This is a genomic window from Sphingopyxis sp. 550A, from assembly GCF_053569535.1.
This window is the reverse complement of record NZ_CM131615.1, coordinates 1,014,421-1,039,773: the sequence shown is the minus strand read 5'-3', so window position 1 is coordinate 1,039,773 and position 25,353 is coordinate 1,014,421. Positions and strand designations below refer to the sequence as shown.

General features: G+C 65.2%; 18 protein-coding genes and 3 riboswitches. Of the genes, 11 read left to right on the top strand and 7 right to left on the bottom strand.

What is annotated here, in order from left to right:
• Nucleotides 1–125: 125 nt before the first annotated feature.
• Complete coding sequence (locus ACVENA_RS04895) at nucleotides 126–2,471, top strand: hypothetical protein (RefSeq protein WP_449327879.1); 2,346 nt, start codon at nucleotides 126–128, stop codon at nucleotides 2,469–2,471.
• Between the two features lie 195 nt (nucleotides 2,472–2,666).
• On the opposite strand, the gene ACVENA_RS04890 is transcribed toward ACVENA_RS04895, so the two are convergent.
• Both ACVENA_RS04890 and ACVENA_RS04885 read right to left on the bottom strand, forming a co-directional pair.
• Nucleotides 2,667–5,921 carry a S41 family peptidase gene (locus tag ACVENA_RS04890; protein ID WP_449327878.1) on the bottom strand — a complete coding sequence of 1,085 codons (3,255 nt, stop codon included), beginning with the start codon at nucleotides 5,919–5,921 and terminating at the stop codon, nucleotides 2,667–2,669.
• 100 nt (nucleotides 5,922–6,021) lie between these two features.
• Nucleotides 6,022–6,113: riboswitch (glycine riboswitch) on the bottom strand.
• A 28-nt stretch (nucleotides 6,114–6,141) separates the two neighbouring features.
• Nucleotides 6,142–6,633, bottom strand: coding sequence for an Lrp/AsnC family transcriptional regulator (locus ACVENA_RS04885; RefSeq protein ID WP_257548633.1), 492 nt, complete (start codon nucleotides 6,631–6,633; stop codon nucleotides 6,142–6,144).
• A 206-nt stretch (nucleotides 6,634–6,839) separates the two neighbouring features.
• Between ACVENA_RS04885 and ACVENA_RS04880 the strand changes: the two genes are divergently transcribed.
• A complete protein-coding gene (locus ACVENA_RS04880) occupies nucleotides 6,840–9,896 on the top strand; it encodes a TonB-dependent receptor domain-containing protein (RefSeq protein ID WP_449327877.1) in 3,057 nt (1,018 codons plus the stop codon).
• Nucleotides 9,897–10,106: 210 nt separating this feature from the next.
• Here the strand turns inward: ACVENA_RS04880 and ACVENA_RS04875 are convergent, their stop codons facing one another.
• Nucleotides 10,107–11,504, bottom strand: coding sequence for an L-serine ammonia-lyase (locus tag ACVENA_RS04875; protein WP_449327876.1), 1,398 nt, complete (start codon nucleotides 11,502–11,504; stop codon nucleotides 10,107–10,109).
• A 20-nt stretch (nucleotides 11,505–11,524) separates the two neighbouring features.
• Nucleotides 11,525–11,587, bottom strand: a riboswitch (glycine riboswitch).
• A 3-nt stretch (nucleotides 11,588–11,590) separates the two neighbouring features.
• Nucleotides 11,591–11,678: riboswitch (glycine riboswitch) on the bottom strand.
• 669 nt (nucleotides 11,679–12,347) lie between these two features.
• Between ACVENA_RS04875 and ACVENA_RS04870 the strand changes: the two genes are divergently transcribed.
• The gene (locus ACVENA_RS04870; RefSeq protein ID WP_449327875.1) at nucleotides 12,348–12,740 is read left to right on the top strand and encodes a VOC family protein; all 393 of its coding nucleotides are present in this window, start codon (nucleotides 12,348–12,350) and stop codon (nucleotides 12,738–12,740) included.
• A 27-nt stretch (nucleotides 12,741–12,767) separates the two neighbouring features.
• On the opposite strand, the gene ACVENA_RS04865 is transcribed toward ACVENA_RS04870, so the two are convergent.
• Nucleotides 12,768–13,190, bottom strand: coding sequence for an SgcJ/EcaC family oxidoreductase (locus ACVENA_RS04865; protein ID WP_449327874.1), 423 nt, complete (start codon nucleotides 13,188–13,190; stop codon nucleotides 12,768–12,770).
• On the opposite strand from ACVENA_RS04865, the gene ACVENA_RS04860 reads away from it, so the two are divergent.
• Nucleotides 13,191–13,763, top strand: coding sequence for a GFA family protein (locus ACVENA_RS04860; RefSeq protein WP_449327873.1), 573 nt, complete (start codon nucleotides 13,191–13,193; stop codon nucleotides 13,761–13,763). It abuts the gene before it with no gap.
• Nucleotides 13,764–13,778: 15 nt separating this feature from the next.
• Here the strand turns inward: ACVENA_RS04860 and ACVENA_RS04855 are convergent, their stop codons facing one another.
• Entirely contained in the window at nucleotides 13,779–14,255 is a 477-nt protein-coding gene (locus tag ACVENA_RS04855) for a methylated-DNA--[protein]-cysteine S-methyltransferase (protein ID WP_449327872.1), read from the bottom strand.
• A 110-nt stretch (nucleotides 14,256–14,365) separates the two neighbouring features.
• Here ACVENA_RS04855 and purT point away from each other — a divergent pair, with 110 nt between their 5' ends.
• The 3 genes from purT (at nucleotide 14,366) to ACVENA_RS04840 (ending at nucleotide 19,099) form a co-directional block, all read left to right on the top strand.
• The gene (gene purT / locus ACVENA_RS04850) at nucleotides 14,366–15,547 is read left to right on the top strand and encodes a formate-dependent phosphoribosylglycinamide formyltransferase (protein WP_449327871.1); all 1,182 of its coding nucleotides are present in this window, start codon (nucleotides 14,366–14,368) and stop codon (nucleotides 15,545–15,547) included.
• A gap of 235 nt (nucleotides 15,548–15,782) precedes the next feature.
• Nucleotides 15,783–18,596, top strand: coding sequence for a DNA polymerase I (gene polA / locus ACVENA_RS04845; protein ID WP_449327870.1), 2,814 nt, complete (start codon nucleotides 15,783–15,785; stop codon nucleotides 18,594–18,596).
• A 5-nt stretch (nucleotides 18,597–18,601) separates the two neighbouring features.
• Nucleotides 18,602–19,099, top strand: a complete 498-nt coding sequence (locus ACVENA_RS04840; protein WP_257551280.1) for a hypothetical protein — start codon at nucleotides 18,602–18,604, stop codon at nucleotides 19,097–19,099.
• On the opposite strand, the gene ACVENA_RS04835 is transcribed toward ACVENA_RS04840, so the two are convergent.
• Complete coding sequence (locus ACVENA_RS04835) at nucleotides 19,100–19,726, bottom strand: DUF805 domain-containing protein (protein WP_449327869.1); 627 nt, start codon at nucleotides 19,724–19,726, stop codon at nucleotides 19,100–19,102.
• 195 nt (nucleotides 19,727–19,921) lie between these two features.
• On the opposite strand from ACVENA_RS04835, the gene ACVENA_RS04830 reads away from it, so the two are divergent.
• The gene (locus ACVENA_RS04830; protein ID WP_257548614.1) at nucleotides 19,922–20,593 is read left to right on the top strand and encodes a CDP-alcohol phosphatidyltransferase family protein; all 672 of its coding nucleotides are present in this window, start codon (nucleotides 19,922–19,924) and stop codon (nucleotides 20,591–20,593) included.
• A gap of 10 nt (nucleotides 20,594–20,603) precedes the next feature.
• Here the strand turns inward: ACVENA_RS04830 and ACVENA_RS04825 are convergent, their stop codons facing one another.
• Entirely contained in the window at nucleotides 20,604–21,494 is an 891-nt protein-coding gene (locus ACVENA_RS04825; RefSeq protein ID WP_257548613.1) for a prephenate dehydratase, read from the bottom strand.
• 167 nt (nucleotides 21,495–21,661) lie between these two features.
• On the opposite strand from ACVENA_RS04825, the gene ACVENA_RS04820 reads away from it, so the two are divergent.
• From ACVENA_RS04820 to ACVENA_RS04810, 3 genes are all read left to right on the top strand, one after another.
• Nucleotides 21,662–22,330 carry a c-type cytochrome gene (locus tag ACVENA_RS04820; RefSeq protein WP_257548612.1) on the top strand — a complete coding sequence of 223 codons (669 nt, stop codon included), beginning with the start codon at nucleotides 21,662–21,664 and terminating at the stop codon, nucleotides 22,328–22,330.
• Entirely contained in the window at nucleotides 22,330–22,767 is a 438-nt protein-coding gene (locus tag ACVENA_RS04815) for a c-type cytochrome (protein ID WP_257548611.1), read from the top strand. The genes ACVENA_RS04820 and ACVENA_RS04815 overlap by 1 nt, the downstream gene beginning before the upstream one ends.
• 407 nt (nucleotides 22,768–23,174) lie before the next feature.
• Nucleotides 23,175–25,352, top strand: coding sequence for a TonB-dependent receptor (locus ACVENA_RS04810; protein WP_449327868.1), 2,178 nt, complete (start codon nucleotides 23,175–23,177; stop codon nucleotides 25,350–25,352).
• Nucleotide 25,353 lies beyond the last annotated feature (1 nt).

Here is a 25,353-nt window from a genome sequence, read left to right as displayed (position 1 = left end):
GCAAGGCAAGCGCGGCAATGACTTAGCGGCCGCGCGCGGGAGAGAGGCGCCGGAACAGGCGCCCGCCGGGTCGAGATATCCACCGTGGAGGCCGACGGCCTTCGCTCGATCGAGGGGAAGACAAGATGCGTAAATATGCTTGGCTGATCGCCACCGCCACGCCGGCGCTCACCATCGCGCTGCTCGCCATGCCGAACGCGGCACGGGCAGCGGAAGGCGACGTCACCTGTGCAAAGCGCGTGAACGACATCAACGAGGCGGTCCAGTCCGACGGTTCGGTATCAAACGCCTCCAGCGTCGCCTGCGGCCGTCAGGCACAAGCCACCGCCGAGGAGACGGTGTCGGTCGGCGCGGGGTCCAGCGCCGATGCGGCAGGCGCGACGACGGTCGGGGCTTTCGCGCACGCGACCGGGGCCACCGCAACCGCGGTTGGTTACAAGGCATTTGCGTCGGACGAAAACACGATCGCGATCGGCCACGAGGCCACCGGCAATGGCGGAGGCATCTTCATCGGCAATCTCGCGCGCGGCACCGGCGGCATCTCGATCGGCAACGATGTCTATTCGCTGGGCGGCGGTGTGGCGATCGGCAACGGCAGCTCGGCCGGCAGCAATTCGGTCGCGCTCGGCACCGGGTCCACGACGGCGGGGGAATATGTCGTCAGCGTCGGCAGCGACACCATCAAGCGGCGGATCATCAATGCCGCCGATGGTGAGATATTCGACGGCAGCTCGGATGCTGTCACCGGAAGCCAGCTTTATGCCGTCAAGCAGGACATCGCAGACACCACCGACCTGATCGACGGCGTCGAAGATCGCGTCCTCGACCTGGAAATTGACGCTTTTTATACCGACGGCCGCCTGTCTCGCCTTGAGGACAGCGGCGTGGGCGGCGGCTACGCGATCGGAGAAAACGCCATTGCCGTCGGGACGGACGCCTCCGCCGACAGCGACGAAGCCGTCGCCATCGGCATGGGCGCCACCGCGCAGGACGGCAAGGCGGTGTCGATCGGGTCGCAGAATATCGCCTCGGGCAACGGCGCGGTCGCGATCGGCGATCCCAATGTCGCGACCGGCACCGGCGCGGTCGCCGTCGGCGCCGACAACACGGCCACCGGCACCGGTGCGGTGGCGCTGGGCAATGCTTCGGTCGCGAACGGCGCCAGCGCATTGGCGCTGGGCGACCAGGCCAATGCACAGGGCCGCGGAACCGTCGCGCTGGGCGAACTGACGCAGGCGACGGGACAATCGGCCGTGGCGCTGGGGCAACAGGCGCAGGCGATCGGCGACAACAGCATCGCCATCGGCGGCGGCGACACGCTGACGACGCGCGCGATCGGTGCCAACAGCATCGCCATCGGCGGCCAGGCGCTGGCGAACGGGGCCGACAGCATCATGCTGGGCAACCGCGGCGGCGCCGGGGAGGACGCCGTGGCCATCGGCGCGGGCGCCTTTGCCAGCAGCGACCGTTCGGTGGCGCTGGGCGACAGTGCGACGGCCTTTGCCGAGGGCGCGGTCGCCATCGGCGCCAATTCGACCGCAACGCGCGCCAACACCGTGTCGGTGGGGTCGGCGGGCAATGAGCGGGCGATCACCAATGTCGCCGCCGGCACCACCGATACCGACGCGGTGAACGTCGCGCAGCTCAATGCCGCGCTCGCCGCACAGGGCAATGCGGCGGCGGCCGCGCAGACCACCGCAACCACCGCGCTCGCCAACGCCGCGGCGGCACAAGGAACGGCCGATACGGCGCTGGCCAATGCCGCGACCGCGCAAACGACCGCCGATACGGCGCGCACGGAAGCCGCCGCGGCCCAGACGACCGCGACGACGGCGCTGACCAACGCCGCGGCCGCGCAGACGACGGCAAACACGGCGCTCGCAGGCGCGACCGCCGCACAGGGAACGGCGAACACCGCCCGCACCGAAGCGGCGGCGGCGCAAGGCACCGCGAACACCGCGCTCGCCAATGCCGCCACCGCCCAGACCACGGCAAACGGCGCACAGGCAGCGGCGACAACGGCGGTCCTGCGCGGCGACACCGCGGGGGTCAGCCTGGCGGCGGCGCTCGGCGGCGGCGCGAGTTATGATACGGCGACGGGGGCGGTCAGCGCGCCGAGCTATTCGGTCGGCGGCACCGCCTATCACGACGTCGGCTCGGCGATCGGCGCGCTCGATACCAATGTTGCCGCGCTCAACAGTCGCATCGATGCGCTCAGCCTCGGCAACGACCGGCGCTTTCGCGAAGCGACCGGCGGCATCGTTACCGCGATGGCGATGGGGGGCACGATGATCGTCCCCGACAGCAATGTCTCGGTCTCGTTCAACCTTGCGACCTATCAGGGCGAGCAGGGCTTCTCCGGCGCCGCGGTGGTTCGCCTGACACCGCGCGTGTACGTCAGCGGCGGCTTTGCCGGATCGACCGTCAAGGGTACGACTGGCGGCCGGGTTGGCGTGGCCTTCGGCTTCTAGAATTGAACCCCCGGCTCCCGGCCCCGGAAAAACTGGGGCTGGGAGCGTGGGGGATTCAGCCTTGCGTCGAACTCCAACGAGTTTGCTTGGCTGTGACGCCTCACCGTCAGCACTTCGCCCGCAGCGGCGGGGTGCCCAACAACCGCCGCCCTATGGTTTCAGCCACTCGAAACCGGCTAGCGAATGGAATTCCAGTCAACCCCTCGTACCCGTAACGGATTGCACATCGCGCTTGTCAGGCCCTGGCGAAGCGTTGGGAAGCGTCCCTGGGTGCCCGGATATCTGCGTGGCGAGCAGACGCGCCGCTTCCGCAAGTTGCGGATCGTCGCCACCCAGCTTCGCATCCGCGTCGAAACCGATTTCGACATCGGGCTTCACCCCTTCGCCCTCGACGATCCACGATCCGTCAGTTGCGGCGAGCGCATATTGCGGCACATTGGTCTCGGTCCCGTCGAGCAGCGGCCCGGTCGATCCGGTGCCGATCACCCCGCCCCAGGTCCGCTTTCCATAGATCGGACCCAGCTTCGCCTGCCGCCATTCATAAGCCATGGTATCGCCGTCGGACATCGTTGCTTCGTTGACGAGCAGCGCGAGTTTTCCGGTGAACACCTGCGTGAATCCGCCCCAGGGATAGGTCGTCGGATAGTCCATTCCCTTGACATGCCCGGTCGTCAGGAAGGGGCGCAGCAGCCGGTCGATGACCAGAGGCGATCCGCTGCCGCCCAGATTGCCGCGAATATCGACGATCAGCCCGTCCTTGCGGATTTGTCCGAAATAACCGCGCGCGAACTCCGCCAGCCCCTGCGGCGACATGGCTGGGATATGGACATAGCCGATCCGTCCGCCCGACACCCGATCGACGAGGCGGCGGTTATTTTCGCTCCATTCACGATAGGCCAGCCCCTCCTGGCTGGCGATCGGCTTGACGACCAGCGTCCGCTCGCCTTTCACGCCGTCGCGGCCGATCGTCAGCGCGACCTCCTTGTCCGCCTTGCCGATCAGCGCCTCGAACGGGTCGGTGCGGGCATCGAGCGCACGACCGTCGATCGCGAGCAGCCAGTCGCCGACCCGCACTTCCTTGCCGAGCGCGCCGAGCGGCGAGCGATAGAGCGGATCGACGGGGTCGCCCGCATAGATATGGCTGATGCGCCAGCGCGCTTTCGCGGCGTCGAAGACCCAGACCGCGCCGAGCGCCGCCGACCCCGGCGTCGCGGGCTGCCATTCGTCGCGCCCATCGATATAGGCATGGCCGACGTTCAGTTCCGACACCATGCGCCCAATGACCTCGGTCAGGTCGCCCCGGCTGCCGATGCGCGGCAGATCGGCGCGATAGCGCGCGCACAGCGCCGCCCAGTCGAAGCCGTGCATCTTCGCGTCGTAGAAGAAGTCGCGGTAGCGTCGACAGACCTCGTCGAAGACCGCGCGCCATTCCTCGCGCGGCGCGATCGTTCCGGTGAGGCGGCCGATGTCGAGCTTCCTCGCCTTGCCGCTGGCGGTATCGAGCAGCGCATAATCCTTCTCGCGCCGCGTCACCGCAGACGCGCTCCAGGGCAGGAAAGCCACCGCATCGACGCGATCCGCGACGGTGCGCGTTTCCTTCTTCTCGAACGAATAGGCGCTCAGCCGATAGGCATCGTCGTCCGCGATCGCCGCCGAATAGACAATATCGTCCTTGCCGACGGTGAAGGCGTCGATGTTCGCGCTCGCGATCGGCGTCGGCGCGAGGCGGTCGATCAGCCCGTCGAAATCGATCGTCGCGAGCGGCGGAACGGTTTCGTCCTTGCTCGCGGTCAGGAAGGGATCGGGTAGCCCTGCGCGAAGCGGCAGGATGGCGATCGAGCGCTGGCGCGGCACCTGGAAATTCCACTCGCGCCCCTCGAACCGGCCCCGGAACTGGCGGTCGGTCAGCGCATAGAGATAATTGCCGTCAGGCGAAAAGGCCGGCTGCGACATGTTATAGAGCGGATCGCTCGCCGCGAAGGTCTTGCCGGTCGCAACGTCGAGGATCTGTACTTGTCCCATATCGGCTGGGCCGAAGCGCGTGTAGGCGAGATAGCGGCTGTCGGGCGACCAGGCATAATCGTTGACGAAGACGCTGCCGCTGCGCCCGGCCTCGCGCATCGCTCCGCTCGCGACATCGACCAGATAGATTGCCCCGTCCTTCCCCGACAGGGCGATGCGCTTGCCGTCAGGCGCCCATTGCGGCCGCGAGAAGCGATCATGGTGACCCGAGGTGAGTTGCCGCGCGGCACCGCCGTCGGCAGACGCGATCCACAGTTCCTCCTCGCCGCCTCGGTCGGAGACATAGGCGATCCATTTGCCGTCGCTCGACATGGCGGCCTCGCGCTCCTGGGCGTCGGAACTCGCGGTTACGGCACGGACCGGTGCGTCGCCCGCGGCCAGATCGAATATGTCGCCCCGCGCCACGAAGAGCGCGCGATCGCCATCGGGCGTCGGGACGAAGCTGTCGATCGCCTCGCCATAGCGCGCGAAGCGCGGACGCGCCTGCAACGCATCCGACGAGACCCGGATCACCTGCTGCTCGGAGGCACCGGTCGCCGGATCGAAGCGCCAGATGCGGCCGTCGACCTCATAAACGATGGCTCCTGCGCGATCGGCCGACGCCCATTTCGCGTCGCTCTCGTGCCGCGTGAGCTGCTCGGCCTCGCCGGTTGCCGGATCGGCGCGGAACAGGTTCATCGCCCCGTTCCGGTCGGAGAGAAAGAAGAGGCCCTGCCGTGTCCACATCGGGTCGCGTTCGGTCGCATCGGTCCGGGTGAGCTGCCGCGCCGCGCCGCTCGACCGATCATAGATCCACAGGTCCTGCGCCCAGCCGCCGCGATAATGTTTCCAGGTTCGGAAATCGCGCGACCAGGGCGAATAGAGGATCTGCGTTCCATCGGGCGAGAAGACCCCGGCGCCGGCGCGCGCGGTGCCGGCGGGCTCGATCGTGCGCGTCGCCAGGCTGACGGTATAGAGGTTGCTCTGCGACAGCATCGCCGCGTCGCGCATCGACCGGATGAGGATGGCGCTCCCATCGGGCGTCCAGCCGACCACCTGATTATCGCTGCCCCAGCGCGTCGACAGCCCCTTGCGCGAGGGTGCGCTGGTCAGACGCCTTGCCTCGCCCCCGTTGGCGGGCATCACATAGGCCTGGTCGTCGCCATCGATGCGCGCGGTGAACGCCAGCATTTTGCAATCGGGCGAGAATTTCGCGAAATATTCGGGGCCGGGGGTGCTGGTCAGCCGCCGCGCTTCCGCCGCCGTTCCATCCTGTAGCCACAGATCGCCCGCAAAGCTGAAGACAATCCGCGATCCGCACACATCGGGATAACGGAGATAAGGATCGGCGGGGTCGGGCGCCTGCGCGGAGGCTGCGGTGGCGACGCCGCTGAGCAGTGCGGCGACGATGAAGCGCTGGCGCGCACGATCTTTTGAAAAGAAGTTCACGAACAAAGCCCCTCCCGAGCAGGTATCAGGGCCCCATCTGTCCGTGTGCCTGAGATCGTTATCCCGTCGGCGGACGCCTGCGCGCCTCTCTCCAGATTCCATGCGCCGGATGGTCCTTCGTGCCTGAGAGTTTCCGGGGCGGTTGCTCCTTCGGCGGCCTGCGCGAGGCAGGCTCTCTCCCATCCGACTCGCTCAGGATGACGCGGCGTCCGTCCGCTTGTCAAGGCCTTCCGGCGCTCTCCAGCACCCGCAGCGCCGTGGGCCGGTCGATCACGCTGCGCAGGACGAAGGAACTGCGAATCCGCGCGACATTCGGCAGGCTCGACAGCTCCTGCCGATAGGTTTCGTCGAAGTCGTGCAGCGACGGGACATGCACGAGCGCGAGGAAATCCACGTCGCCCGAGACGAACCAGCATTTCGACACCGCGCTGCATTTCTGGATCGCCGCCTCGAAGCGATCGAGCGCGTCGTCGGACTGCGACACCAGCTCCATCTGCACCAGGACGAGGATGCCGAAACCCAGCCGGTCGAGATCGAACTGCGCCGTATATCGCTCGATCACGCCATGGCCTTCGAGCAGCCGGCGCCGCCGCGCCGCGGCGTTGCTCGAAAGCCCCACCGCCTCGCCGATCGCGACATCGCTCGACCGCGCGTCCGACGCCAGGATATGCATGATTCGATAATCTAACCGATCAAGCTCAAGTGTTTCCATATTTTCCATAATAATATCGTATCACGACGATATTTCATTCCACAAGCCAATTTGGCACCGAAATTTGGTGGGATCGGCAAGGCCGATGAATGCTAGGTGTCGGTATCGGGGAAAATCAGCAAGCTCATTGCATAAACCGGACATTAGGGGGCCAGTCCGCAAACGGAAGCCAATCTGCAAGGTCCGATCAGGGAGGAGGGATCAACATGCGATTCAATTTTCATGGCGTGTCGTCGGCGGTTTTGATCGCGGCGCTCGCCCATTCGGCCGCGGCGCAGGCTCAAACCGCCGATGCGGACACCCGCGACGGCGACGCCGCAGAGGTCCGGTCGGCCGATAGCGCGACCGATACCGGCAGCAAGGAGGCGGAAAGCGACATCGTCGTCACCGGCTCGCGCCTGCCGTCGGAATTCTCGACCACCGCGCCGGTGCAGGTGCTCAAGGCGGACCGGGGCGCCGTGCTCGGCAATGCGACCGCGGCGGAGATCGTCGCGCATGCCACCGCCGCGGCAGGCACGCAGCAGATCAACAACCAGCTTTCGGCGACCGGAGCCGGCGGATCGGTTGTGCTGGGCGGCGCCAACGTCAATACGATCAGCCTGCGCAACATGAGCGCGACGCGGACGCTGACCCTGCTCAACGGCCAGCGGATCGCCCCGTCGGGAACCGGAAGCCAGGTCGCGCCGGTCGATTTCAACGTCATCCCCTCGGTCGCGCTCGACCGGATCGAGGTTCTGACCACCGGCGCCTCCTCGGTCTATGGCTCTGATGCGATCGCCGGGGTGATCAACGTCATCACTCGCAAGGGCGGCGACGGGCTCGAACTCGGCGGCTTCGCCCGCCTCCCCGAAAAGCACGGCGGGCGCTATGTCCAGGCGAACGCCTTCTGGGGCCGCAATTACGACAATTTCTACGTGACCGCGGCGCTCGAATATGACCAGCAGTTCGAGCTCGATCTCAAGGATCGGCCCCAGACCGCGTGCCGGCAGGATTTCGTCTACGATCCGACGAGCGGCGAGCGCGTCGACGCCCGCGACACTTCGGGCAACTTCCGCTGCATCAACCACAATCCGAACGGTATCTTCTTCGATCAATATTGGTACGGCGGCGCCTTCGTCTATGATCCGACGCAGGCGAACGGCCCCTATCCCCCCGCCGCGCTCGGGCTGCAGGATCCCACCAATCCGGCCCTTGCGCCGCTGCTCGACTGGGTCCGCGCCAACCGCGGCGGCTTTCCCGACACCTATCCCTATTCGCCCAACACCAGCCGCGCCTATGACGAGGCCGACTCCATCTCGCCCTATCGCCGCATCAACGCTTATGTTTCGGCGGGCGTGAACGTCGGCGACAATTCGGAGCTCTATTTCAGCGCGCTCTATTCGAACCGCCATTCGCAATCGAACGGCTGGTATTTCCTCTACCCCTTCCTGTCGGCGACCAACCCGAACAACACGGTCGGGGAGGCGCTGATCATCGCGAGCGGCGGCAATTCGTCGGGCGACGTCGGCCCGCAGATCGTCCGGCCGTTCCGCGCCGAGCAGAAGGTCGATTTCTTCCAGTCGACCGTCGGGCTGCGCGGCAAGTTCGGCGGGGGTGTGCTGCGCAACTGGAATTACGACATCAGCGCCCGCTTCGGCCTGTCGCGCGGCACCTATGGCCAGACCTTCTATTATCAGGATCGGCTCAACGCCGCGACGGCGCCCGGCATCGCGTGCGACCCCAGCCTGATCACCATTTCGGGTCCGACCGAATGCGTCTCGATCCCCTGGCTGACCAAACGCTTCCTCGTCGATCAGGACTGGACCGACACCGAACGCACCTTCCTCGAAGGCTATGAGGAAGGCCATACCAAATACGACCAGTTCGCCATCGAGGGCAGCCTGTCGGGGCCGCTGTTCACGCTGCCGGCCGGCGAGGTCGCGGGCGTGTTCGGCTTCGCCATCCGCACGGACGACCTCGACGACACGCCGGGCTACAACGCCCGCAACCACAATTATTTCGCCTTCTCGACCGCGGGGCGCACCGCGGGTTCGGACACGGTGCGCGAGGTCTATGGCGAAATCGGCGTTCCGATCGTCGCCGACAAACCCTTCTTCCACAGCCTGCGGCTGACCGCGTCGGGGCGCTACACCGACTATAAATCCTATGGATCGAACGCGACCTACCGCATCGCCGGCGCCTGGGAAATCTCGCCCGCCATCGCGTTGCGGGCCTCCTACGGCACCTCGTTCCGCGCCCCGACGATCTATGAGCTCAACCTGGCCGACCAGACCTCCTTCTTCGGCTATTTCGACCCCTGCCAGCGCTACGGCGACGGCGCGAGCGACGCCGTCGTCCAGAACTGCCAGGCAGAGGGCTTCGCGCCCGATTTCTCGCCGATCAACGACGGCATCCTCGGCGTCAGCGGCGGCGGCAAGGGCCGGCTGAAGGCGGAAACCTCGACCAACTTCAACGCCGGCGTGGTCATCCGTCCGGGCTTCGCGAACCTCCAGCTCGCGGTCGATTATTACGACATCAAGGTGAAGAACGAAGTCGACACCTTCGGCGTCACCAACATCGTCAACAGCTGCTATAATCTGACCGGCGCGCAACGTGACAGCTTCTGCAGCCTGATCACCCGCGATCCCGTGACGCAGGCCATTTCTCAGGTCGACGACCGCTATATCAACCTGTCCCAGCAGCGCGCCCGCGGCATCGACTTCGCGCTCCAGTTCGGCTTCCCGCTCGGGGCCGATGCCAATCTCGGGTTCGAGATCCGGGGCACGCGCGCCCTCGAAAATTCGATCACGCGCGACGCGCTGAGCCCCGAACTCGAACGCAACGGGCTGTCGGGCTTTCCCAAGCTCACCGGCTATGCCGAAGCGCATCTTGACTACAAAAAGCTGACCTGGTTCGTCGGCGCCAACTATGTCGGCCGCGTCGATGACACGCGCTATTGGGAGGAACAGGGCGCCTTCATCCCCGGCACGGATCATTTCCGCTTCTATGGCGCCTATGCCGGCCGAAACATTTACGGCAATTCGAACGATTTCGCCGAGGTCCGCGAAAAGCTGTCGGTCGCCGCCTATGTGACGGCCTACACCTCGGTTCGCTGGCAGATTCTCGACAAGACGACATTGCTCGCCGGGGTCAGCAACATCTTCGACCGGAAGCCGCCGGTGATCGGCCCCGATGCCTATACCTATCGGATCGGATCGGTCGCCGGGAATCAGTATAATCTGACCGGGCGCACCTTCTTCATGCGTCTCAACCAGTCATTCTGAGGTCCGGCCCTCCTTCCATCGACGCAGACCATTGTTCGCGTCGATGGATTCGGAGCGGCTGCCAAGAATTGGGCGGCCTTGATCGTGCGGCCCCGGTGGTGGCCGTGTCCGTCGAATTGCCCTGACACGCTGAAGCTTCGATGATATTCTTCACCTCGCCACGCATTTGGCGCTCAGCGCCCGCACCCGGCGGGGAATGTTACCAGCCCGTCAGCATTCGACGACGTTGACGGCCAGACCGCCAAGACTCGTTTCCTTATATTTCGAGCGCATATCCTCGCCGGTCTGGCGCATCGTCTCGATGACTGCATCGAGCGGGACGACGTGCCGGCCGTCGCCCTGAAGCGCGAGGCACGCGGCATTTATGGCCTTGACCGCCCCCATTGTGTTGCGTTCGATACAGGGAATCTGAACGAGCCCGCCGATCGGGTCGCAGGTCAGTCCGAGATTATGCTCCATCCCGATTTCGGCGGCATTTTCAATCTGCTCATTGGTGCCGCCGAGCGCGGCGACGAGGCCTGCGGCCGCCATCGAGCACGCGACGCCCACTTCGCCCTGACAGCCCATTTCCGCAGCCGAGATCGACGCGCGCATCTTGTAGAGGAATCCGATGGCGGCGGCGGTCGCGAGCAGGACGCGGCTTCCCTCGCGCGAAGCGCCCGGGGTGAAGGATTCATAATATTTGAGGACCGCCGGCAGCACGCCCGCCGCGCCATTGGTCGGGGCAGTTACCACGCGGCCGCCCGCGGCATTTTCCTCGTTCACGCTCAGTGCGAACAGACTGACCCATTCGAAGATCTTGGTGGGGTCGTTCGAGGGGGCCTTGGCCAGCAGCGCATGGTGCAGCGACCGCGCGCGGCGCGGAACGTTGAGGCCACCGGGCAATACACCCTCGCCGCGGCACCCGCGCTCGATGCAGGCGAACATGGCGTCGCGCACAGCATCGATGAAGGCAATCGTCTCGACCGGCGCGCGCCACGCCTCCTCGTTGGCGAGGACGATGTCGGCTATCGCAAGCCCGTGGGTCCGGGCGATTGCGAGCAGTTCCTCCGCCGAGCCGAACGGGTAAGGAAGGGCGACGTTCGACCGTGCCTCCGCCTCGCCCTCACAGCGTATCGCGCCACCGCCGACCGAGAAAAAGGTGCGGGTCAATTCCTCACCGAAGGCATAACGGGCCGTGAACCGCATCGCATTCGCATGTCCGGGCAGAAATTCTCCGCGCCGGAAAATGAGGTCCGCTGTTTCGTTGAATGCGACCGGGCAACAGTCAGCGAGCCGAAGTGAATGGCACTCCCTTATCGCCGCAACGATCTCTTCGACCCGATCTGGATCGATTTCTTCCGGAAGCCGGCCGGACAATCCAAGCAGGATTGCCCTGTCCGTCGCATGCCCCTTGCCGGTCAGCGCAAGCGAGCCGAACAGCTCGCAAGAGACGCGCGCAGGGTGGCCTTTGCCCATCGCGAGCCGGGCGAATTGCGCGGCTGCGCGCATAGGTCCCACCGTGTGGGAACTCGACGGCCCGATCCCGATCGTGAACAGATCAAAGATGCTGAACGCGACATTCGTCGTATGAATCTGTGCGGACACCGGCGCCTCTCCTGCCGGCATTCGCCGGACATCAGCGCCCCTTCTGTCTGCTTGCCTGAGATCGCTATCCCGTCGGCGGACGCACTAAGCGTCACTTTCCAGAATTCCATTGCCGCATGGTCCTTCTGCCTGAGAGTTTCCGGGGCGGTTGCTCCTTCGGCGCCGGAAATATCCGGTCTCTCCCACATCGGCGGATCGACCATCGCGCGCGGCGATCATTGTGTCAACGCTCTGTTTCATCCGATAGTGGACATCACCGAGGTGCATGGGAGTGGCCTGCCCCGGGGCAAGCCACAAAACCGCCCTTCCTTGCCTTCAGAAGGGCTTCAAATAGCAAGTATTGGCGAGTTATAACAATGGTGTGCCCGCGAAGGCGGGCACACCATTGTTAGTGAAAACCCCTCTGGTGCAACGGCATCTTTGCGGAATCCCATAGACTGTAGCGCGCCGTGAAGAGGTCGTGGTCCGGTCTCAACCGATTGACCGCTTTCGGGTGTGGCCGCTTGGCTCACTCGCGGCCCGTACAACAAATTCTCAAAGCGCTGATTCGTCCGGTCGAGACCCAATGTCTACCCAAAGGCGCCTCCCCCGAAGCACGGCGAATATCAATAGAAACGGGCGCCGCCGCAGAAGAAACGGTTGCAAATTCACGCGAATTTGTGCCTGATCGCAGAGTTCCGCCCGATTTTCGGGCAAACCGATATATCTCGAAATAGGGATTTGGTTGAATCGCGAAATTTCTCCTTATTTTTTCATGAGCGTAGCTTTTTTGACGGACTGCTACTCGGTCATTTCAGACTAAATATTTTTCTGTCGCATTTCCAATGCGTTACACCACGCTGAATTATCGAGTGGGAGTGAGCCATGCCCATCGCCTATATCACCATCGGCACCAACGACATGGCGCGGTCGCGGCGCTATTATGATGCGGTCATGCCGCATCTCGGCGGGCGGCTGGAGGTCGACTATGGCGACCAGGCTTGCTGCTATGCGATGCCAAGCGAACAGCGCGTCTGGATCGGCAAGCCGAACGACGGGTTGGCGGCGGCTCCCGGCAACGGAATCATGCCCGGTTTTCTATGCGAAAGCCAAGCGGCGGTGGACGCGGCCCATGCCGCTGCGCTGGCCTGTGGTGGCACCAACGAAGGCGATCCCGGTCCGCGCCCACTTTATGGGCCGGACTTTTATGGCGCCTATGCCCGCGACCCCGAAGGCAACAAGATGAGCTTCGTCTATTTCGGAGCGCCGCAAAGCTGAGCAGACGCCAGCAGAGCGAACGGCGGCTCAATCGCGCAATATCGGCTCACCCGTCCGCGGGTTGACCAGCGTCACATTTTCGAGCGCCTGGATTTGCCATGCGCCATCGCGCCGGGTCACGACCGCAAGAATCATCGTGTCGACCCGATGCGGCCCCGCCGGATGCGCCGCGCCCGCGCTCAGCCGCGACCACATGTGCAGGATCGCGGCATCGGCCGAAATCGGATCGACGTCGGCGATCTCGTTGGTCAGCGTCGAATCGCTGTAGATCGTCTCGTGGATCGGGGCATGGCCCGCGACGATCTGTTCCACCCCGCGCCAGTAGGTGCCGAAGCGATTCACGAAGCTCGCGTCCACATGGAACAGCGCGGCGAACGCCGCCATGTCGTGCCGGTTCCATGCGTCCGCAAATCGCGCGGCGATACTCGCCGGTCCTTCTTCCTGAACCATATGACCCTCCTGACGGTCGAGCGGCTCGACGGCGCAACGCCCATTGCCCTATCCTATCTTCCCGGCGAAATCGACAAGCGAGTCGCAGTCATGGACAGGATCGAAACCGAAGCCTCGGGCGGCTGCCAGTGCGGCGCGGTGCGCTGGCACATCACCGCGGTGCTCGACACCTCGCATATCTGCCATTGCCGCATGTGCCAGAAGGCAGCGGGCAATTTTTTCATCGCGCTGATCGGCGTTCCACGCGATGCGATCACCTGGACGCGCGGGCAGCCGGCAACCTTTGCCAGTTCGGACAAGGCCGCGCGCGGTTTCTGCCGCGACTGCGGAACGCCGCTCACCTACGACTATCACGAGAGCAGGCATATCAACCTCACGACCGGATCGTTCGACGAGCCCGAGCGGTTTCAGCCCAAGGTCCAGTTCGGCCTCGAAGCCCGGCTCCCCGTTTTCGAGGATCTGCCGCTGAAGGCTGAAGGCACGACCGAAGAGACGATGGCCGCCTATGTCGGGGCGATCAGGGCGAGCAACCACCAGCATCCCGATCGCGACACCGATCGCTGGCCGCAATAAGCAGTCGCGCGCGGCCTATTGCTCAAGTTCGAGCAGATATTTCTTCGCGTCGAGCCCGCCGGCGAAGCCGGTCAGCTTGCCCGTCGATCCAACGACGCGGTGGCAGGGCGCGATGATCGAAATCGGATTGCGGCCATTGGCAGCACCGACCGCGCGCGATGCGGTCGGCCTCCCGACCTGTTGCGCGATCTCGCCATAGCTGCGGGTCTCACCGAACGGAATGGTGAGCAGCGCCTCCCATACCTGCTTCTGGAAATCGCTGCCCGAAAAGGACAGGGGCACGTCGAACGTCCGGCGCTTGCCGGCAAAATATTCGCCGAGCTGGCGTTCGGTCTCGACCAGCACCGGATGTTCCGGCTCTTCGGCCAGCGGTCCCAGCCGGACGCGGCCCGGACGGTCCTTCTCCCACAGGATCGCGGCGAGCCCCTTGGCATCGGCGACGAGGGTCAATTCGCCGACCGGCGACCAGATGGTTTTGAAAGCGTGCGTCATAAGTTCGATCCTGTCATTCGCTGTCGCGCTTTAGCGATGAGCTTCCTATGGCAGGGGCGACGCCGCGACGCGTCCCGAATCTTGCGCCCAACCTCGACGGAAAGATTGCCATGACCCCCACCGCCAAAATCCTGCTCCTCGGCTCGGGCGAGCTCGGCCGCGAATTCACCATTTCGGCAAAGCGGCTCGGGTGTCACGTCGTCGCCTGCGACAGCTATGACGGCGCCCCGGCGATGCAGGTCGCCGACGAACGCGAGGTGTTTCCGATGCTCGACGGCGACGCGCTCCGCGCCGCGATCGAGAAGCATCGCCCCGACCATGTCGTGCCCGAGATCGAGGCGATCCGCACCGAGGTGCTGGTCGAACTCGAGGCCGAGGGCTTCCACATCGTCCCGTCGGCGCGCGCCGCGCAGCTCACGATGAACCGCGACGCGATCCGCGACCTCGCCGCGAGCGAACTCGGCCTCGCGACCTCGACCTTCGAATATGCGACGAGCCGCGACGAACTCGCCGCCGCCGCGGCGCGCGTCGGCTTTCCGCTCGTCGTCAAACCGGTCATGTCGTCGTCGGGCAAGGGCCAGAGCACGGTAAAGGACGCCGCGGACATCGACGCCGCGTGGGATTATGCGGCCGCCGGTATGCGCGGCGACCGGCTGCGCGTGATCGCCGAGGCCTTCGTCGATTTCGATTATGAGATCACTTTGCTCACGATACGGCACAAGGACGACGTCAGCTTCTGCCCGCCGATCGGCCATCGGCAGGACCGTGGCGATTATCGCGAAAGCTGGCAGCCCGCGGCGATGTCCGCCGCCGCGCTCGCCGCCGCGCAGCAAATGGCCGCCAAAGTCGTCGACGCGCTGGGCGGCCACGGCATCTTCGGGGTTGAATTTTTCGTGAAGGGCGACGAGGTCATCTTCTCCGAACTCAGCCCGCGCCCGCACGATACGGGGATGGTGACGCTCGTGTCGCAATCGCTGTCCGAATTCGACCTCCACGCCCGCGCGATCCTCGGCCTGCCGATTCCCGCCATCACGGTGCCGCATGCGAGCGCCAATGCGGTGCTGCTCGCCGACCGCGACGCGGCGGACTTCACCATCACCGGCCTCACCGAGGCGCTGGTTCCGCCGGACGCGAACACCCATGTCGATGTCCGCATCTTCGGCAAGCCGGTGACGCGCCCGTATCGCCGCATGGGAATCGCGCTCGCCCGCGTCGAAGGCGGCACGACCGACGAGGCGCGTGCGATTGCGGCGGCAGCGGCGGGAAAACTGAAGATCGACTATGAGGGATAAACCCGCCGCACCGTTCGGCGTTTTTTCGACTGATTAAGCAACATTCTGTATCTCATAACTTCGTCATTCCCGCGAAAGCGGGAACCCAGCGTAGGGTCAGCCGACGCACGCTCTGGGTTCCCGCTTTCGCGGGAATGACGAAGATAAGGATGTCCGCTCTCCACCTCAAAGCAACTGCAACGCCTCGCACGGACATAGCTAGGCCGCCCCGCATCCCCCTGCTACACCCCGCGCCATGTCCGAGAAGAATCATCTCTATCTGGTCGATGGCTCCAGCTACATCTTCCGCGCCTATCACCGCCTGCCGCCGCTGACGAACCCGAACGGGGTGCCCGTCGGCGCGGTCTATGGCTACACGACGATGCTCTGGAAGCTCGCGAAGGATTTGCACGACGCCGACGGGCCGACGCATCTTGCCGTCATCCTCGACCATAGCAGCCAGTCGTTCCGCAACGACATCTACGACCAGTATAAGGCGAACCGCCCCGAGCCGCCCGAGGACCTGGTTCCGCAATTCCCGCTGATCCGCGACGCGACGCGCGCTTTCTCGCTGCCGTGCATCGAGATGGCGGGGTTCGAGGCCGACGACCTGATCGCCTCCTATGCCGAGGCCGCGGTGCGCGAGGGCTGGGACGTCACCATCGTCTCTTCCGACAAGGATCTGATGCAGCTCATCCGCGAACCCACGGACGGCTCGCCGCATGTCGACATGCTCGACACGATGAAAAACGTCCGGCTGGGCATGGAAGCGGTAAACGAGAAATTCGGGGTCACCCCCGACCTCGTCGGCGACGTGCTCGCGCTGATGGGCGACAGCGTCGATAACGTCCCCGGTGTGCGCGGGGTCGGTCCCAAGACCGCGACCAAGCTCATTCAGGAATATGGAAATCTCACCGCCGCGCTCGACGGCGCCGAGACGATGAAGGCCAGCAAACTGCGCGACAATCTGATCGAGCATCGCGCGATGGCCGAACTGTCGCGCGTCCTCGTCGACCTCAAGCGCGACTGCCCCCTCCCCGACCCGCTCGATGACCTCAAGCTCGGCGCGATCCCGCCGGGGCCGCTCAAGCTGTTCCTCGACGAGCACGGCTTTCGCTCGCTGTCGGCGAAGCTCGACAATGGCGTCGCGCCGAGCGGCCCGCCGACGCTGCCGCGCGCGGGCGCCGCGCCCGCTGCGGCGTCCGCCGCTCCCTCGACGCCGACCCTCCCGGCATGGCCCGCGATCGACCGCACGCTGTACGAAACGGTGACGACGATCGAGGCGCTCGACCGCTGGGTCGAGGCCGCGCGCGCCGCGCATGTCGTCGCGGTCGATACCGAGACTGCGAGCCTCGACAGCGTCACCGGCGATCTTGTCGGGGTCAGCCTGTCGACCGGCCCCGGCAAGGCCTGCTACATCCCGCTCGGCCATGGCGGCACCGACATGTTCGCCGAGAAGCCCGAGCAGATTCCCATCGGCGCCGCGCTGGATCGGCTACGCAACCTCTTCGCCGACGAAGCGGTGCTCAAGGTCGGGCACAATCTCAAATATGACATCGGCGTCCTCGCGCAACACGGGGTCACCATCGCGCCCTATGACGACACGATGGTGATGAGCTTCGCGCTCGACGCGGGCAAGCACGGACACGGACTCGACGAGTTGGCGAAGCTCCACCTCGATCACATTTGCCTGACCTTCAAGGAGATGTGCGGGACCGGCAAGTCGCAGATCAGCTTCGCCGAAGTGCCGCTCGATCGCGCGACCCATTATGCGGCCGAGGATGCCGAGGTCGCGTGGCGCCTCTGGAAATTGCTCAAGCTCCGCCTGCCGATCGAGGGCGGGACGCGCATCTACGAGATGGTCGACCGCCCGCTCGCCGCCGTCGTCGAAGGGATGGAACGCGCGGGGATCATGGTGAACCGCGACTATCTGGCGCGCCTGTCGGGCGAGTTCGCGAACGACATGCTGCGCATGGAGGGCGAAATCCACGAACTCGCGGGGCAGCCCTTCGCGATCGGCAGCCCCAAGCAGCTCGGCGAAATCCTCTTCGACAAGCTGGGGCTGAAGGGCGGGCGCAAGGGCAAGTCGGGCGACTGGTCGACCGACCAGAACGAGCTAGAACGTCTGGAACGCGACGGCGTGCCGATCGCGCGCAAGATTTTGGAGTGGCGCCAGCTCGCGAAGCTCAAATCGACCTATACCGATGCGCTGCAAGGGCAGATCAACGCGAAGACCGGCCGCGTCCACACCAGCTACAGCCTCGTCGGCGCGCAGACCGGGCGGCTGTCGTCGACCGACCCCAATCTGCAGAACATCCCGATCCGCACCGAGGTCGGCCGCCAGATTCGCGACGCCTTCATCGCCGCGCCGGGCCATGTGCTGCTGGCCGCCGACTATAGCCAGATCGAACTCCGCCTCGCGGCGCATATGGCCGACGTGCCCGAACTCAAGCAGGCCTTCGCGCAGGGCCAGGATATTCACGCCGCGACCGCGATCGAACTGTTCGGGGAGGTCAACCGCGACACGCGCGGCAAGGCGAAGACGATCAACTTCGCGATCCTCTACGGCATCTCGCGCTGGGGTCTCGCGAACCGGCTCGAAGTGACGCCCGATGAGGCGCAGGCGTTGATCAGCCGCTATTTTGAGCGCTTCCCCGGCATCAGCGACTATATCACCGACACGCTCGAAACCGCGCGCGCGCGCGGTTACACCGAGACTTTGTTCGGCCGGAAGACCTGGTTTCCGCGCATCAAGGCCGCGAACCAGAACGAACGCGCGGGTAGCGAGCGCGCCGCGATCAACGCGCCGATTCAGGGTACCAGCGCCGACCTGATCAAGCGCGCGATGGCGCGGATGCCGAAAGCGCTCGACGATGCGAGGCTTGGCGACGTGAAGATGCTGCTTCAGGTCCACGACGAACTCGTCTTCGAGGCGCCCGAGGACAAGGCCGAAGCCGCGGGCGAGGTCATCCGCCGCGTGATGTCGGGGGCCGCCGAACCTGCGCTGATCCTCTCGGTCGCGCTCGACGTCGAAATCGGCATCGGCAAAAGCTGGGGCGACGCGCATTGATCGGGGTGCTGCTGTTCGCCGCGGCGGTCATCGGCGATCCGGGTACCGCGCCGCCATCACCCGCCCCCGCGGCCGAAAGCGAGGCCGCGCCGCCCACGATCGCCGACAGCGACATTCGCGAATATGCCGCGGTCGCGGGGCGCAAGGTCGCGGGACGGCCGGTCGGCGGCCCCTATGCCACCGCCGACAAGCTGCTGCTGCTCGGCCGCGACGGCAAGGGCTATCCCGTCGTCGCCGCGAGCCTCGGCTTTCCCGCGCGCCAGTCGCTGCCCGCGCCGCCCGATGGCACGCTCGCCGTCGTGCGGCTGCACCAGAAATCCGAAACCGTCGTTCCCGGCCCCACGGCCGACGACCTCGCCTTCGTCGCCGCGAACAAGCTGCCGCTGTTCGTGATCGGCGAATGGGCGCGGCCGGCACCGATGTGGGAGGTCGCGTGGGTCGATGACGACGTGCGTTTCCGCATGATCGGCGAAGTCGGCGAAATCGGTCCCTGGCAGGAATGATTACCGACCGGGTGGCGGTCCGTAACGATTCGGCCCGTCGGTTCCCGCACGCACCAGTTCGACGACGAGCCACAGAAGGATCAGCCCGCCGACGATAGAGGGCCAATCGATCCCGGCCGATGCCTGCATCTTCGCCGGAAAGGACAAGGCATCGGCGAAATCGGGCCGGGCTTTCTTTTCCATCTCCGCAAAGACCTGCGGCATGCGGTCCGCCATCGCCGCCATACGCCGCGCTTGCCCAAGGCCGGTCGCGAAGATCGCTCCCGGCAACGCCAGCGCCCACCAGCCCACGCGGCCGCGATCATGCAACCGCCGCGCCGTTGCCGTCAGCAGCAACAGGGCGCCGAGCAGATAGAGCCCGATGTTCGCATAGGCCGCGGTCACCATTGCCCGCAGTTGAATCTGCATGAGGTGCATGCTGGCCGACAGATCGCGGGGATGCGTTGCAGCGGTCAGGTCAAGCGGCGGGATGGTCAGGACCAGTTGAACGATAAGCTGCACAACCACGAGCGGACCGAAAACGAGAAGCAGGAACAGCCAATATTGCTTTCGCGCGTCACGCCCTCGAGGGTCGAACAGACCGCCGAACCCGTGCCGCGCGATTTGCGCCATCGAAATCTCGGTCATATCCATCCCCCTTTGCGAGCCAGACTATCGGTTCGCGCCGGACCTGCCAATCGCCCAAACGCGCCGTTTCGGCGGCGAACCGTCGCAGCGATGCGCCATCGGCGCACTCGGCCTTTGCGGCTCCACGCCTTTGGTCTATGACGCCCCGATGACATTCCGCCGACATTTTTGCGACGGCGACGACGAAAGGCTTTCATGACGATCCCCCCGGCGGCCGGCGCGCCGACCCGCATCCAGCAGAATTTCCTCGCGCGCCACGAACGCCGTCTGCTCAACTGGATTTGCCCTCGCCTTCCCGCATGGGTCACGCCCGATCAGCTCACCACGCTCGGCTTCCTCGGCGCCGTCATCGTCGCCGCGGGCTATATGCTGAGCTGGATCGACGACGAATGGCTGGGGCTTTGCCTCGTCGGCTATATCGTCAACTGGTTCGGCGACTCGCTTGACGGCAGCCTCGCGCGCTGGCGACGGATCGAGCGGCCGCGCTACGGCTATTTCGTCGACCACAGCATCGACGCGGTCGGGACGCTGCTGATGGTCGGGGCGATCGGGGCCAGCCCCTATATGCGGCTCGACGTCGCGCTGATGGCGGTGATCGGCTATTTCCTGCTGTCGATCCACACTTTCCTCGCCGCGAAGGTCGTCGGCGAATTCCGCCTTTCCTACATGGCGGGCGGGCCGACCGAGCTTCGGCTGATGCTGATGGCGATGACCGTCACCATGGCGCTCGTCGGCCCCGGCGACATCGGCGGAACCAATTTCTCGCCCTTCGACCTGTTCGGCCTCGTCGTTGCGAGCATCCTCGTAACGATCTTCGTGGTGCAGAGCTTCGCAATGGCCCATATGCTCCGCGGACGCGGAGGGTAAGGCTCCGTCCCTAGGGCCTGAGGCGCGCCTGCGGATAGGTGCCGAGGAGCGACAACGACTTGGTCTGGAAATCGAGTTCCTCGAGCGCGCGGTCGACGCGCTCGTCGCCCGGCGCGCCGACGATGTCGGCATAGAATTTGGTCGCCGCGAAGCTGCCCCCGACCTGATAGCTTTCGAGCTTGGTCATGTTGACGCCGTTGGTCGCGAAGCCGCCCAGCGCCTTGTAGAGCGCGGCGGGAATATTCTTCACCTCGAAGACGAAGGTCGTCATCAGCGGCACGCCGGCCGGCGGCTCCGCGAGCGGCTCGCGCGCGAGGACGACGAAGCGCGTCATATTATGGTCGGCGTCTTCCATCCCGGTGCCGTGCAGCGTCAGCCCGTAGAGTTCCGCCGCGTGCGGCGGTGCGAGCGCGGCGAGGCCGACCTCGTCGCTGTCGGCGACCCAGGCAGCGGCGCCCGCGGTGTCGCTGTGCGCGACCGGCGAGATATTGTTCGCACGCAGCCATTGGCGGCACTGGCCGAGCGCCTGCTCGTGGCTCATCGCCCGCGTGACGGGGCCAAGGTCGCGGCTCATCAGGCCATAGCGGATCGGCAGGAAATGCTCGCCGACGATGAACAGGCCGGATTCGGGCAACAGGAAATGGATATCGGCGACGCGGCCGTGCAGGCTGTTCTCGATCGGGATGATCGCGCGCTCGACTTTCCCATCACGCACCGCCTCGATCGCATCCTCGAACGAATAGCAGGGCAGCGGCAGCGAATCCGCGTCATATTCGCGCGCAGCCAGGTCGCTGTTCGCGCCGGGCGCGCCCTGAAAGGCGAGCCCGCGCGCCGGCTCGGCGAGCGCCGCCGCCCGCATTTCGTCCACCAATGCTTGTGCCGAAGCCGAATAACTGCCCATGACCGCCTTCCCGCGCCAGAAGCGCGGCGCATAGCGGCAGCGCACTCAGCGCGCAACCGGCGCGGCATCGCATTTCATCCCCTTGCGCCGCGCTCCCCGCCCCAGTAAGGGAGCGTCCAAATCATAGACGCGCCCATGGGCGGGCGTTAGCGAACGGGGCTGCAAGCATGGACAATCGCAACAACACTATTGCCGGCTGGGTGCTGTTCGCCGGCATCTGCGCGCTGGGCCTGACGATCGGCTCGGGCATGTTGTTCGCCAGTCACAATCCCGAAAAGCCCGGCTTTCCGATCGAGGATGCCGAGGGCGGCGCAGGCGGCGGCGCGGCGGCCGTTCCGCTTCCCAACCTGCTCGCTGCGGCCGACGCCGCGAAGGGCGAGGCAGTGTTCGCGAAGTGCGCCGCGTGCCACACGATCAACCAGGGCGGCGCCAACGGCATCGGCCCCAACCTTTATGGCACGCTCGGCGAAGCGATCGGCCAGGGCAAGGGCGGTTTCGCCTTCTCCGACGCGCTCAAGGGCGTCGGCGGCAACTGGGACTTCGACAAGATGGACCATTGGCTGACCAGCCCGCGCAAGTTCGCAGCCGGCACCAAAATGTCGTTCGCGGGCCTGTCGAGCCCCGAAGATCGCGCGAACCTGATCGTCTATCTCAACGCGCAGGGTTCGAACCTGCCGCTGCCGAAGCCCGAAGCGGCGCCCGCGGGCGATGCGGCCGCCGCGCCGGCCGAAGGCGACAAGGCTGCGGCCCCGGCCGCCGAAGGTGCGGATAAAGCCGCAGCGGCCACTCCGGCAGCCGAAGGCGCCGCCCCCGCTCCCGCCGAAGCCAAGAAATAATGCGCCTCGCGCCCGTCGTGCTGGCGGGCGCGCTGATGCTCGCCGGCTGCGGCAAGGCCGGGCCGCCGGCCGATGCTGCGGCAACCACCGATAGCGCGTCGGCGTCCGATCCCGCACCCGCGATCGAACCGACCGCGGCGATGGGCGAACAGGTCTTCAAGCGCTGCGTCGCCTGCCACACGATCGACAAGGGCGGCTCCAACGGCATCGGCCCGAACCTTCATGGCGTCGTCGGCCGCGCGGTCGCCAGCCATGAGGGCTTTTCCTATTCGGGGGCAATGAAGGCCAAGGGCGGCGTCTGGGACGAGGCCGCGCTCGATCATTTCCTGACTGCGCCGATGAAGGCGCTTCCCGGCACCCGCATGGCGTTTGCCGGCATCGACGACGCCGCGGATCGCAAGGCGCTGATCCTGTATCTGAAAGCGCAGTCGGAATAGCCCTCGCCTGCGCCTGGGACGGGTATCGAGGCGAGACAAGCTGCCTGCCCAGGTCCGAATCGGCTTAGCCTCCTTGCGTCGGGTCCGGCTTGGACCGGCTTCGGCTGCGCCCGATACGAGCGAGCCATCAAGCAACGGGATCGACTGAGCAACCTCCGCTCCCGAAACGCCACCCGAACGCCTTGCCGCCCCTTATCGGGGGTGCTCCATGAAGCATGGCCGATGATGTTCGGCCAAAATAAAAACACGATATTTCAATATATTGAAAAATATCCCCCGCAGCATTGACAAAATTCCAAATACTTCGAATACTAACCATTATCGGCAATTGGCCGTCCGAGTTCAGGGCATACAGGGGAGATGATATGTTGCGAAAAGGCGTTTCGAGTTTTGCGATTACAAGCGCCATGCTGATGTCGGCGGGCGTAGCGCAGGCCCAGCAGTCGGCGGCCGCGGATGCCAGCACCCAGGCCGCCGAAGCGGGCGCACAGGATCGGGATGGTGATATCGTCGTCACCGCGATGCGCCGCGAATCCTCGCTTCAGGATGTCCCGGCATCGATCTCCGCCCTGTCGTCGACCCAGCTTGAAAAATCGGGGATCACCGATAGCGGCGGCCTGCAATATCAGGTCCCCGGGCTGATGATCGCCAAGGATTCGGGCCAGCAAGCCCAGATCTATATCCGCGGCGTCGGCAACAACCTCCAGGGCATCTCGGCCGGCAACAGCGTCGCGACCTATGTCGATGGCGTCTATGTTCCGAACAGCATCCAGGTGTTTCAGGAATTCAACGACGTCGAGCGCGTCGAGGTGCTCAAGGGACCGCAGGCGACGCTTTACGGCCGCAACGCGACCGGCGGTGCGATCAACATCATTTCCACCGATCCCAGCTTCACGCCGAGCGGCAAGGCCGACGTCTCGTTCGGCAATTACAGCACCCTCGCCGCGCGCGCATCGATCAACGCGCCATTGGTCGAAGACAAGCTCGCGCTACGCGTCTCGGTCCAGTCGGCCTATCACAAGGGCTATAACGAGAATATCTATCTGGGCCAGCGGATGCAGGGCCAGAGCTCGACCGGCGTGCGCGCGGCGCTGCGCTGGAAGCTGTCGCCCGATTTCGAGGCGATCCTGCGCGCCGACTACAGCAATTCAAACAACACCGACTATCTGAAGATCCGCAATCCCGAATCCTGGTGGTATCTGATCTCGCCGGTCGACCAATATGTCGACGATCCGCGCAAGGTGATGGGCGACGTCGGCGCGGCGCAACCGATCGAGAACGACGGCCAGTCGCTCCACCTGCGCTGGGACACCGGGATCGGCACGGTCAAATCGGTGACCAGCCGCCGTCATTTCGATTCGGGTCCGACCTTCCTCGATCTCGACCAGGTCGCGCTGCCGCCGGGAATCGTCAACGGGAAGCCCTATCAGGGTTCCTATCTCGGCGACATCACGACCTCGACCTCCTATTACCACGAAACCTATCTGGCGACCGACACGTCGAAACCGCTCCACGCCATCGTGGGATTCAACTATTTCCATGAAAATGCGCGTGAATTTCAGTACCAATATGCGGGCGGGCTTTCGTCCTACGACCGCTATGGCAAGACCGACGCCTATTCGGTTTTCGTCGATGCCAGTCTGGACGTGGCGCCGCAGTTCACGATCAGCGCGGGCCTGCGCTATTCGGACGAAAAGCGCGATTATCGCCAGCTTCGCATCATTCCGTCGGTGCCGTGGGTCAGCAACAAGGCAAGCTGGGACAGCTTCTCGCCGCGCGTCGGGGTCGAATTCCGGCCGAGCGAGGACGTGCTCCTCTATGCCAATGCGACGAGCGGCTTCAAGAGCGGCGGGTTCAACCTCCAGAACCCGCTCAACCCCTTCAAGCCCGAGAGCATATGGTCCTATGAAGGCGGCATCAAAGCCAGCCTGTTCGACCGCAAGCTGCGTACCAGCCTGTCGGGCTTCTATTATAGCTACAAGGACATTCAGGTCTCGCAGACGCTCGCCAATCTTCAGCGCGTGGTGACCAATGCCGGAACGGCGAAGATCTGGGGCCTCGATGCCGAGGGCAATTGGGCGGTGACGCCGAACCTGCGTCTGACCTTCGGCCTGTCGCTGCTCCACAGCGAATATGGATCGGCGATCCTGTGCGATTCGGTCATCGGCCCCTGCAATTCACCCGACGCGCCCGCGCTCGTCGACGTAAAGGGCAACCGCCTGCCGCGCGCGCCCGGGACAACGGGCAGCATTGCGGTCGATTACACGATCCCGAACGAGGTCGCGGGCGGCGAAGTATCGCTGCATGTCGATGCCGCCTATCGCTCGCGCACCTATTGGACGCCGTTCGAATACAAGACGCATTCGGTCGACCCGCAATGGATGACCAACGCCCAGATCCGCTATGATCGCGGTAGCTGGTATATCGCGGGCTATGTGCAGAACATCTTCGACGTCCTCTATGTCACCAACGGCATCGGGTCGGGCAAGCTGTCGACCGCGAACGGACTGGTCGGGGAACCCGCCGTGTTCGACCGCTACGCCGCACCGCGAACCTATGGGGTCCGGATCGGCTTCAGCTACTAGG